Annotated in this window: 10 protein-coding genes and 1 tRNA gene; 3 read left to right on the top strand and 8 right to left on the bottom strand. The window is 42.5% G+C overall.

All coding sequences use genetic code 11. The features are described from left to right. Positions 1–100: 100 nt before the first annotated feature. Positions 101–718, top strand: a complete 618-nt coding sequence (locus tag BMX56_RS15030; protein WP_090649458.1) for a head GIN domain-containing protein — start codon at positions 101–103, stop codon at positions 716–718. A 372-nt stretch (positions 719–1,090) separates the two neighbouring features. Here the strand turns inward: BMX56_RS15030 and BMX56_RS15025 are convergent, their stop codons facing one another. The 3 genes from BMX56_RS15025 to BMX56_RS15015 all read right to left on the bottom strand — a co-directional run bounded on the left by BMX56_RS15025 (position 1,091) and on the right by BMX56_RS15015 (position 3,704). After that, positions 1,091–1,696 (bottom strand): MBL fold metallo-hydrolase, encoded by a 606-nt coding sequence (locus tag BMX56_RS15025; protein ID WP_143065454.1) that lies wholly within the window; start codon positions 1,694–1,696, stop codon positions 1,091–1,093. Between the two features lie 500 nt (positions 1,697–2,196). Continuing rightward, positions 2,197–3,456: a phage integrase SAM-like domain-containing protein gene (locus BMX56_RS15020; RefSeq protein WP_177183829.1), complete on the bottom strand. Its 1,260-nt coding sequence runs from the start codon at positions 3,454–3,456 to the stop codon at positions 2,197–2,199. Positions 3,457–3,630: 174 nt separating this feature from the next. After that, positions 3,631–3,704: transfer RNA gene (locus tag BMX56_RS15015), tRNA-His, on the bottom strand. Positions 3,705–3,820: 116 nt separating this feature from the next. On the opposite strand from BMX56_RS15015, the gene BMX56_RS15010 reads away from it, so the two are divergent. Then, positions 3,821–5,914, top strand: a complete 2,094-nt coding sequence (locus BMX56_RS15010) for a heavy metal translocating P-type ATPase (RefSeq protein ID WP_255369850.1) — start codon at positions 3,821–3,823, stop codon at positions 5,912–5,914. Between the two features lie 119 nt (positions 5,915–6,033). After that, complete coding sequence (gene rnhA / locus BMX56_RS15005; protein ID WP_090649446.1) at positions 6,034–6,504, top strand: ribonuclease HI; 471 nt, start codon at positions 6,034–6,036, stop codon at positions 6,502–6,504. A gap of 167 nt (positions 6,505–6,671) precedes the next feature. On the opposite strand, the gene BMX56_RS15000 is transcribed toward rnhA, so the two are convergent. The 5 genes from BMX56_RS15000 to BMX56_RS14980 form a co-directional block, all read right to left on the bottom strand. After that, the gene (locus BMX56_RS15000) at positions 6,672–7,169 is read right to left on the bottom strand and encodes a metallophosphoesterase family protein (protein ID WP_090649443.1); all 498 of its coding nucleotides are present in this window, start codon (positions 7,167–7,169) and stop codon (positions 6,672–6,674) included. Between the two features lie 372 nt (positions 7,170–7,541). Then, a complete protein-coding gene (locus BMX56_RS14995; protein ID WP_090649440.1) occupies positions 7,542–8,246 on the bottom strand; it encodes a tRNA1(Val) (adenine(37)-N6)-methyltransferase in 705 nt (234 codons plus the stop codon). A gap of 87 nt (positions 8,247–8,333) precedes the next feature. After that, positions 8,334–8,972 (bottom strand): putative polyvalent protein kinase domain-containing protein, encoded by a 639-nt coding sequence (locus tag BMX56_RS14990; RefSeq protein WP_218152423.1) that lies wholly within the window; start codon positions 8,970–8,972, stop codon positions 8,334–8,336. Between the two features lie 257 nt (positions 8,973–9,229). Beyond that, on the bottom strand, positions 9,230–10,138 hold the full coding sequence (locus BMX56_RS14985) for a ribose-phosphate diphosphokinase (protein WP_090649437.1): 909 nt from the start codon (positions 10,136–10,138) through the stop codon (positions 9,230–9,232). A gap of 193 nt (positions 10,139–10,331) precedes the next feature. Then, positions 10,332–11,756, bottom strand: coding sequence for a nicotinate phosphoribosyltransferase (locus BMX56_RS14980; protein ID WP_090649434.1), 1,425 nt, complete (start codon positions 11,754–11,756; stop codon positions 10,332–10,334). Positions 11,757–11,760 lie beyond the last annotated feature (4 nt).

Genomic DNA, 11,760 nt, shown 5'->3' with positions numbered 1-11,760 from the left:
AAATACATAGTTTGCCTTTACGGCAAACTACGCTCTGTTCAAATTATGGTTGTCCTGCGTTTATTGGGGCTTCTGTGCTTAAGTTGACGGCTATGTCCATGTGGAAGGGCCGTTCGAAGTAACGATCAGGCAGGGAGCAGCGGATTCCGTCAGTTATAAAGTACCGGCAGTTATCGCTGATCGTTTAGTCGTTGAAGTGAACGGCAATACTTTACATATCCGCAATAAACATGATAACTGGTCGGCCGGTGAAAAAAGCTGGTGGAGCAGTAAAAGCTGGTGGCATACCCACCCCAAGCTTAAATTGTATGTGACCGTCCGTAACCTGGAGGCGGTTAAAGCTTCCGGTTCCTGCAACTTGTCTTTCGACGGCAGGCTAACTGCTCGCTCGTTAAAACTGGTTACCCGCGGCTCAGCCAGCATCAGCGGCGAAATTAAGGTGCAAACATTGGACGCTTCGATTGCCGGTTCCGGCCTGATCAAATTGAGCGGTCAATCCGAAACGGTCGAAACACATATCTCGGGTTCGGGTATGTTTTCAGCCAAAGAGCTGATCACTGCTAAAACAGGAGTGCATATTTCAGGTTCGGGTCATGCAGCTATTAACGCCAACATACAGGTAAATGCCTGGGTACACGGTTCGGCCAGTGTGGCTTATACAGGTGAGGCTAAGGTCAGCAGCAAGAAAAGCGATGACGCGGAAATCACACGGTTCTGATTCAACTGTTCGAATAGGCGTATAGTTCTGGGATGCCGTGCAATCTAAAACAACATTTGTCGAACAAACGCAATAAAGCCCGGCTTTAGGAAACCCGGCTTTACTCTGGCCTAAATATTATCAGGCATTTGCACTGTCTTATTGCGAATTGAACTGTCAAATCTTTCAAAACCATTCAAAATTATTGTGGCAGAATCGTGGCACTTTTTGAGTTGAAAAAAAGTGCCACAAAACAAAATTATTGATGAACGCCAAGTAAAATCAGGACGACATAGAGGGGTGAATAAATCAATAATGTGCCATTTTTATGGTAGCGGCAGCCAGCCTTTCGGAATTGCAAAGTACTAAAGACACTTCATCGTTAATTTAAATTTAACCTGTTAAACCCTGCGTGATTTCAACTCTGGTCAGGGAACTCATAATCTGTATTAAAGATGCCTGTTTGTTGGTATAAATACTGCCATGATAAGGAGCAACATGAGCAACCTGCTTATTAAAATGAAGCCAATTTTGCCTGATTAGTTCGTCATCATAACTAAGCCTGGCCGGAACGCGGATTAACCGTTCTATCCCGTTGTTAGTTTGTTCATCAGTCGGTCCCATAGCAGCGTCGCCGGTAAGCAACAGACCTCCGTTTTCGGAATTATATAGCATAATATGGCCTGGTGTATGCCCCGGAAAATGTAAAACTTCAATATTGAAATCATTCAGAAGCGGATGATTGACAGGGTCTGTAAATTCAAACCCATTAAAGTAAACCTGATCTTTGGGATGTAAAAAGAAAGGCACATCAAATTCTTTTTTAAAAGCCGGAATGTAATTACCATTGGCAACCACGTGACTATGGGAGTAAATGAACCCTGCGACTTCTAATTCAGATCCGATAACCTGTTTGATTGGACCAGATAAATAATAATTAGAAGCGTCCATGATCAATGCCTTTCCACTGTTGATGATGATAAACGTGTTTGTTGCCATCCCCGCTTTAACAGCACCAGGATCGGTATGCTTAGTATCAATGTTTTATTCATTACTTTTTTATCAGATGGGCAGGTATAGGATGCTGACGTAAAAACGCTTTGCTCATCTCCTTTTTAACGAAAAAAGGATCATTGGCGTGACTCTTCATGTTTTTAACGACTGTCGCACCGTCCTATTTGATATTACTATCTGTTTTTTGATCGACATTTTAATTCCTCCTTTTTTATCAAATTAATTACTGGGTCAGAACTGGATGGACAACTGTAACCGCCCGCCCAGGCCGTTCTCAATAATGTTTCTGAGGACAGAAATTTTCGCATTTTCGGCCTCCACCTAGGCTCGAACCAGGGACCAAAAGATTATGAAACTACTTTATAAATTTATAAATATTTAATAATCAATTATTTATAACACAATTTATGCGAAGACCAAAAGGCCATGGGAATAGACCAAAAGATCATATTTTTGGATAGCAAACCGTTTGTAAAAACAAGTATTTATTTACCTCTCCTTAGGTTCAACAATGACACAACTTTAAGCTGGACATCATCTATTATTTGCCAATCGGGCTTGATATAAATATCTGTCGTTCTTGTTGTGTGATCAATGTGATTTAGAGCAAATGCTACATCATCTTTCGAAAACCGGCATTCATTCCGGGCTATACTACCAAATGAATGGCGAGCACAATACATAGTCAATGATGGAATACCTTTTGCCTCGCCGATTTCCTTCAACCCTTTATTAAGTGCTTTATTAAAGTTACTGGATTCCGCGTACCTCTCTCGCAGTCTGCCTATATGTTTGAACAATAGTGGAGAGGCCTCCGGAATGAGATTTATGCTTATAAACGCGCTGTCCTTTCTCCGTTTTCTGGTTTTTGACCGGTTATAATTCACCCTATTTTTCACAATGGACGATTGGCTAAGGTCATAGATATCTTTAGCGTTCATCCCGCACATATAAAATGATAGAAGGAAGATTTCCTTTGCTAATTCTGCTCGTGAACCTGGAATGCAATTAAACTCGAGGATTTTAACTATTTGTTTGACAGTTAACGCTCTTTTTGCTGTCATCGGAGCTTCGATTACCTTATGCTTTTTGAATGGATAGTGTTTGATCCTGATTAAGCCCCGGTCTTCATCATTAAATCTGTCCCTTGCAGCATTGAAAAGGGTTCTAAGGTCACGTATGTGATTATGGAGACCCGAATCAGAAAGCCCCTTGCTAACATAATTAACATCTTTTCCGAATTGATTTTTACGTTTGAACCTTCTTTCCTTTCTTAGGTACCTTTCATAGTCGGGCAACATTATCGAATTTATTCTATCTATCTCCACCTTTTGACTTCCGAAATAATCACACAGGCTATTTATAACTGTTAATATCGGATAGGCACTCCCCTTCCTGCCTTGCTCTTTTAGTTCGCTCACATATTGTCTTGCAAAAGCGATAATATCAATTACGGCATTTTCATCGGGTTCTGTCAAGCGACTTGCCAATTGCTTGACATCTAAATGCACCAGCATACGATCCAACTCCAGCAACCTCATTCGGTATTTTGCAATTTCGGTTGAAATCACGGAAAGCAAAAACCTGTCTTTTACAGTAAAGTCTTTTTTAAGTTGCTTTTCACCAGCGAAATGGTTTGTGTTAATGTAAGTAACTTTTCGATTGTGAGTCAATCGAAACTTAATGTTGTAAGTACCGTCTTCTTTTTTGTGGTGTTTAAGAACCACTTCTTTGATTGTAGCCATACTGACGAAATCCGTTGTAAAACATTTGTAAAACATTTTCGTCAAGTTGGGCAGTTTTTCGTGTTAAACACAACGCATCAGCTATCAACTGACGAATTTCATTTTTTATCGAAAAACTGCCCTGAGGGCATAAAAAAAGCCCTTTTACTGCTGTAAAAAGGCTTTTTAGAAAGGGGTAAATGATGGGGCTCGAACCCACGACCCTCGGTACCACAAACCGATGCTCTAACCAACTGAGCTACATCTACCGTTTGGAGAGTGCAAAAATAGAAATCTTCGGCCTATTTGCAAACTCTTTTTAAAATTACATTCAGCTTACCGCTTTTATTTAGAACAATTTTAATTAATGGCTAAATTTGTCATTATGGCTGAGCAATTAATTGAACTGAACGTGACCGGGATGCATTGTAATAATTGCGCCATGTCTATTCATAAACTCCTTGAAAAAAAAGGGTTACATAATATATTGGTTGACTTTGCCGGCGAGGAAGTAAAATTTTCAACCGAAGACGATTCCAAATTGCCCGATGTGATAAAAGGCATAGAAAATTTGGGATTTAAAGTAATTGATGATCTCAACCAGCATTCGCCGCCGTTTTATGAACTGGTAGAGAACAAATTTATCTTCTGCGCCATCTTTACAGCGCCACTTTTATTGCATATGCTGCTGCCATGGCATTTTCTACATCGGCCCATGGTACAGCTACTTTTATGCCTGCCTGTTTTTATTGCGGGCTGCCTGCATTTTGGAAAAAGTGCCTGGAATTCGGTTAAAGCCGGTGTGCCTAATATGGATGTACTTATATTTATTGGTTCCACATCGGCGTTCGTTTATAGCCTTGTTGGTACTATTCAGGCTTTAGGCGGGCGATACCAGTTTTATGAAACCTGCGCTACCATCATCACATTGGTATTATTGGGTAACGTTTTAGAAAAACGTTCGGTTACGCAAACTACGTCGGCAGTAAAAGATCTGATAAAATTTCAACAGGTAAATGCCAACAGGATGGTGAATGGAGCTATTGAAATAATTAGCGCCAAAGATGTTCGCCCGGGGGATACCCTGGTGGTAAATCAGGGCGACAAGGTGCCCGTTGATGGCGAGATTCTTTCAGGCAACGCCTCTGTTGACGAAGCCATGCTTACCGGCGAAAGCATACCGGTTGAAAAAGATAAATATGATAAAGTTATTGGCGGTACTATAGTAGTTAATGGAAACTTCCATATGCTGGCCACCAAAGTTGGCTCCAATACCGTCCTGTCGCAGATTATCGATCTGATGAAAAAAGCACAAGCCGCCAAGCCCCCTGTTCAGAAATTGGGCGATAAGGCAGCATCAATATTTGTACCTGCAGTTATATTGATATCATTGATCACATTTACGTTAACCTATTTTGTAGGCAACGCGGGCTTGCAAAAATCATTGATGAATGCCATTGCCGTGCTGGTTATTTCATGCCCATGTGCTATGGGTTTGGCTACCCCCACAGCTGTTATGGTTGGCTTGGGGCGGGCTGCAAAAAATGGCATCCTGATTAAAGGGGGAGATACTATTGAAGCTGTTGCAAATACCAAATACGTAGTTTTTGATAAAACAGGCACACTGACCACAGGGAAGTTCAGCATTAACAAGATCAAAGCAGAAGCCGGTACAGACCTGGAATTAATCCGGGGCATAATCACCGCTATTGAAGAACGTTCAAACCACCCTATTGCCAAATCATTGGTCGACGGTTTAAAAAAACTACCGCAGCAAAAAGTGATCTTAAAATCTGTTCAAGAAGAAAAGGGGTTAGGAATGCGTGCAGAAGACGTACAGGGCAATCATTACTTTTTAGGAACTGCCAAACAAAGCACGGAAGATAATTTCAACCTTTCGCTTTATAAAAACCAGCAATTGCTGGCCCAGGTTGCCATAGACGACGAGATTAAGCCCGAAACAGCCCTACTGATAACGAAACTTAAAAAAATGGGAATTGTACCTGTACTTTTAAGCGGAGATAAAAAAAACCGCTGTTTGAAAGTTGCCAGCCAGATAGGTATTACTGAAGTCCACTCCGAAAGACTTCCCGATGAAAAGTTGAAGGTAATTGACATATACAAACAAAAGGGTAAAACCATAATGATAGGCGACGGCATAAACGACGCCCCTGCCCTCACCCGGGCCGATGTGGGTGTATCAATGAACGATGCCAGCCAGGTAGCTATCCAATCGGCAAGTGTGGTGTTGTTAAATACTGATTTACATTCAGTTGTTAAATTTTTGCAGATTAGTAAGCACACCCTGCTTACCATTAAACAAAACCTGTTTTGGGCTTTTGCCTATAACATTATAGCCATACCGGTGGCGGCATTCGGTTTTTTAAACCCCATGGTTGGCGCCTTTGCCATGGCTTTTTCTGACGTGGTGGTAATTGGTAATTCGTTGAGGCTGAAAGTGAAGAAAGTTGATGGTTAATAGTTCATGGTTCATGGCCGCTTCGAACTGATGTTAAACTAATAAAGTTTATTATTTTTGCCCGATAACGGTTTATTAATCACACCATGATCTATGAACCATTAACCATAAACTAATAAATGATCGAGATTTTTACAGACGGTGCATCAAGTGGTAACCCGGGACCAGGAGGATATGGAGTGATATTGCGCTCGGGGCAACATTATAAGGAACTATCCGAAGGTTTTCGTAAAACTACCAATAACCGGATGGAGCTAATGGCCGTTATTAAAGGCCTGGAGGCGTTAAAAACACCTAATCAGCAGGTTATGATCTTTTCCGACTCTAAATATGTGATCGATTCTATCGAAAAACGCTGGGTTAATGGCTGGGTTGCCAAAGGTTTTGCCGGCAAAAAAAACAAGGACCTTTGGATGCGTTATTTAAATGTTAGCAAACTGCACCAGGTAAAATTCACCTGGGTACGCGGCCATAACGGCCATCCCGAAAATGAGCGTTGCGACCAGCTGGCCGTAGCCGCCGGCAAGCGTGCGCCGCTGCTTATCGATTCTGTTTTTGAGGTTGAAAATGCAAAGGCTGGATTGATGTAATTTTTGCACTCCCAAAACTTCTTAAAACTGCGTTTCTGTTCAAATTTGGCACAAAAAAGCACAAAAAACAGGTACAAATAGTCAAAAAAGCAACAAAATATCTACAAAAAATCTACAAAAAAATTCAGGTTTTAGTCGTTTAAGAAGTTCCTGTTTAACCGGTGGTTTTAATACCTTCCGGCCAATTCTATCACCTGCAAATCCTGGATCTTTTCGCCATCGATATTAAAGCGCATCAGGGTGCGTACTTTGTGCCAGCCTTGCTTGCCCGCCGCGCCGGGATTGAGGTGCAGCAGGTGTAGTTTCTTGTCGGGTATTACTTTTAAAATATGCGAGTGCCCCGTGATAAATAGCTTGGGCGGATTACTGTAAATTTCGGCCTTAATATGCTGGCTGTACCTGCCGGGGTAACCGCCTATATGTGTCATCCACACATCAACGCCCTCGCAGTTAAAGCGCAGGTTTTCGGGGTATATCTCACGGACATCTTTATCATCAATATTTCCAAAAACACCTTTGAGCGGCTTAAAGGCTGCCAGCCGGCCAGCAAGTTCGATGGTGCCGAAATCGCCGGCATGCCAAATCTCATCGCAGTTTTCAAAGTGTTTAAAAACGGCTTCGTCGAGGTAGCTGTGGGTATCGGATATCAGGCCAATTTGGGTCATGGGGTAAAGATAGTTTTAAAGAGGCAAGAATCAAGAGTCAAGAATCAAGAGTTAAGACATAAAACAAATAGCTCACGCGGGCTTTCAGCCCGTGTGTATCATGGTTTCAGCTTTCAGCTGAATTTCGTAAGCTGGAAGCTTACATAATGGTTAACCACGAGTTACGCTGCGCTAAACTCGCGGCAGCGGCACTGAAGTCAAAAGCTTCTCCAAGTAAATGCAGGCCAGACCAACCGCATCAAAAGCCTTTTATCACTTTGATGAGAAAACGAAAGCCCAATTGTCAGGGAGTAGCTTTGGTAAGCTATAAATAAGCAGCCCAAAAATGGTACAATTAACAAAATTGTTAAGATTATTGATAAGGTTCTCATGCTAAAAGGCTAAAAAATAAGGCTGTAATGTACGTTTATATTCTTCAGAATAAACATTTACATCTTTATAAATGGTTAAAGTAGCTATTTCTGTCGAAATTTCCTGAAAACCCAGCATCAAAATTTCCCGGTGAGGCTCATCTTTTTCAAAAGACCTGATTTTTATGGCCTTTTGCAAGTACAATCCGTTTCTTTCGGCCAGGACCTTTACTATTTCAGCCGTATCCGGCGGCAACACCAGCCAGCAAACCCCATTGCCGGCAAGGTGATTAGAAACGGATTTGATTAATTCTTCAAAAAACCTTCCGTCTGCATGTTTAGCCTGGTTCTTCTTCGCACCGGGCGACAACAAGGAATTGATATAGAAAGGCGGATTGGAAACTATAACATCATACCGCTTTTCAGGATAGGTTTTGAAAAACTCCTGGAAACCCGAAAGGTAAACAGCAAGTCTATCCGCAAAAGGGGAGTTTTCAAAATTACTCCCGGCAGTCTTCGCCGCGTTTTCATCAATCTCTACAGCATCAATTTGTGCATTAGCAAAACGCTGGGCCAGCATCAAGGCAATAACACCGGTTCCGGTACCGATATCCAATATAGATTTTGGGGCATCGGCAGTTGCCAGTGCGCCAAGCAAAACACCATCTGTATTAATCTTCATGGCGCAGCCGCTTTGGTCAACGCTGAATTGTTTGAAGTGGAACATTGGTGCGAATTTATGATATAATTTACCTCCAGAAAATGGGCAGTATAACACAACACTAATAAGATTATTAAGATAGCAGGGGGATGCTTATGAAGTGTAAAAATCCGGTGTTAAGTAAAAAATAGTATCGATAAAGAAAAGCACACCGTCAGAGGAGAGGATGTTTTCGTCGTGCAGATCTTCAAAGATCAAGCCTAAACTGGTATTAAAATAGTCGTTGTTACGCCTATTTTTAAAATGGTTGAATTCTAAAAATTCTTTAACAGCAGCAAGTTCAGTTGGTTCAGATGCAACTATAAACTCTTGCATAACTACCGCATTCAGTTCGTCATCGATCATTTTGAAACCGAGGAAGACATAAGCAGTAGCCGGGAAAAAGTAATTATGAATAATCAGGCTATTGAAATAATCAAGCCAGCTTTCGTAGAAAATGCCACCATTGGTTTTAATTACATGAGTGCCGTTGAGCCGATATACCTTTTGTTCAGCACCTTCACTGATAAAATCACCTTGCTGAATTGCAGGCAAATAGAAAAGATCCTCCCGTTCGCCGAAAATTAAGAGTGCTGCTGTTTCTTTACTTTTGATACGCTGTTGTTCTTTAGCTGTGAGGCTTGTTGACGCATTTGATCTAAGGAAAGACTGGACTTTTTTGAGTTTACTTGCCTGGCCAGCAGGTTCATCTCCGAGAATGATATTTTGTAGTTCATCTTTGATGGGTTTCATTAATAATCAAAAATAAGATTTTTTTGATCAATTAAAAATAGCAGGTATGCTATGCAATAGATGTGTAGGGTAGCACAATGTTAGGGTCGTATTTCGATATTTGGAGCTATAAACGATATTCGAACAATGGAACAATACACAGCGGACCTTTATATTCATCGAATTGCATATTGTTCACCTGTCGGCGGGGCACACGTGGCACGCAGTACGCCAGCGAAAAAATAACTTTGCGTAACTGATATATAGTTAAACTTATCTCAAATCACCGAACAAATCAACTCCGCCAAACTGTTTACCTCCACAAAATTATCATCGCTGATGGCCTGCATATTCATGTGCGAATCTGAGCTGATGAGTTTTTTGATGAGGCCGCTGTTTTTTAATTTTTCTATGCCGTTATTGATGAATAAACCATGGGTGGTTATTACGTAAATATCGCCCGCGCCGGCGTTTTTGTAGGTTTGGGCGGCGTTGATGATGCTGCCCCCGGAGCGGATCATGTCGTCATAAATAATTACGGTTTTGCCGGCAACATCGGCGTTGATGGCGCTTACTTCGGTATGGTCGCCTTTTAGGCGACGTTTAAGGATGAAGGCAGCGTTTACGCCCATGTCGTTAGCTAACGATTCTACCCATTTGGCGCGGCCGGCATCGGTACTGGCCATTACAAAATTATCGCCTCCGTATTTCAGGGCTGCTTTTATCACCAGGTCTTTACAGTAAACGTGTACCGGGTACAGGTCGTGTTCAAAATAATACTGGATCCCTTCGGAATGCAGATCAAACAACACCACTTTGTTGCCCCTGTTTGATTTGGGAATGGCAGAGATGAGCCGTGCGCGGGTTTTGGCGGTTACAATCTCGCCGCTTAGTACGGCACGTTCCATGGTGGAGTAGCCAAAATATGGGATTACTAAGGTTAATGAATTGGCCCCGTAGCTTACCAGTGACGATGCCAGGTCATACAATTCAAGCGTTGCTTCGTCGGTTACTGTACCGCCTATAAGGATAATATCGCGGTTTTCAATTGGCGACAGGATGCGCTGGTAACGTTCGCCATCGGTAAAGGTGCTTACCTCAATTTGTCCTTTTTCAAACGTTCCGCAGGCCATTACCTTTTGGGCCAGGTATTCATAATCTTTTATCGCGAACAGTAACTTTTTCATGTTAATATTTTAATGGCACAGGTATTCTGTAAGGTCAAAAAGTGATGGCCCAGTGCGATTCCCTCCCATGGGAGGGTGGAGGGAGGGGTTTCTACTTTATGCTTTTACTCTTGCCTTATGGTTGGAGAAACCCCTACCTTCCCTTCCCCAAGGAAGGAATCGCACGCCCCCTTGCTCCCTTAAACCGAACTTTCTAACCCTTGTTGGCATTTACATTTGCCTTTACCTGCTCAAAACTAACAGTATTTATCAATTCCCCGTTCTTAAAAACGGTTTGCAACAGGTCTTCTGCTGCGGGCAGGTTATCTTCATTAACTGTTTTAAATGTTCCGTCTACCTTAATCAGCTTTAACCTGCCAGCTTTGCTCTTTTTAAAGCTGGAGGTAATGTTGCCATCGGCATCCATTTCGGTCGGGCTTTTCTCCACCCTAACTTCCTGCCCGTTTACAATGGCGCAGCTGCATTTCAGGGCGAATTTCTGGGTATCGCGGTCAACTTTTTGAAGCAAAGCGCCTCCCATGCCCAGTACCAGGTTCTCGGCGCTGATGCTGTTTTCTTTTAAAGCTTTATAAATATTACCTATTTCGGTATAGTTTACGCCATCACCTTGTATTACCCTTACCTGTGAGGGCAGTACTTTGTAACCTTTGGCATTGATGGTAAAGCCAAATTTATCAAACAGGATATTGAAAATCTCTAACAAGGTCATCACCGGGTCGCCGCTATCCGGGCGGATCACCAGGGTGCCATCACGGTTCAATATCTCGTCGCGCAACTCCGTCCCCCAGTATTCGCTACAGGCCTTAAATATATTGTAGCTGTCAGATACGCAGGCAATAATCCCGGTGGGGAAAGTTTTTAATACGTGCCTGAAAACCTCCAGTTCTCCTTCCCTGCCCAATAATGTACAAATGCTATGTTCGGTGGCCGGGATGCTTAAGCCATAAACATTTTGGGCGTTATAATAATTAATGGCCATTACAGAACCGGCCAGGTTATCGCTGCCGCTAAAATTAAGCAAATGGGCGGCTCCGCCAATCTTAGCACTCTCCACACTGCTTACGCCGCGGAAACCAAAATCGTTCAGCACAAAGTCTATACCGGCCTCTGCGCCGGGTGTGGCGGTCTCCTGGTAATATCTAACCACTACCCTTTTTATCTGGTTGCTTAATGTAGCTACGGTACATGGGTACCAAACCTGCATCAGCAGGGTTTCTAAAAAATTGGTGAGCCAGTAACATTCCGGGTCGGTATTTTCAATGGTCATCAGTACGTTGCCGGTAGGTACCGCGGTGCCTTCGGCTACAGCTTTTATCTTTACGGGCAATCTGCCGTTGTATTTATCCAGTATGTACTGGAACTTGCTTTTATCAAACACATCGTCCCTGCCAAATACCTGTTTTAAAAAGCCATCGGCTTCGTCCAAATCATGTTGGGTAAATGCAGGGCCTTGCAGGTATTCTTTCAAAAAATATTGCAGGCCGAAAAAAATGGTTTCATTAAACATCCCTCCCCTGCTTTCCAGGTAGCTGTAAATTTGGGTGGTGCCAGGGTAATATAATTTATGGTGGGCGTACTTGTAGGCATCGGCCAGCAGTACTAAGTTTTCGCGTTTCATGGTG

Source organism: Mucilaginibacter sp. OK283 (assembly GCF_900110415.1).
Lineage (GTDB): Bacteria > Bacteroidota > Bacteroidia > Sphingobacteriales > Sphingobacteriaceae > Mucilaginibacter.
Note: the sequence above shows the minus strand (reverse complement) of the source record. Positions and strands in the feature narration are given on the sequence as shown.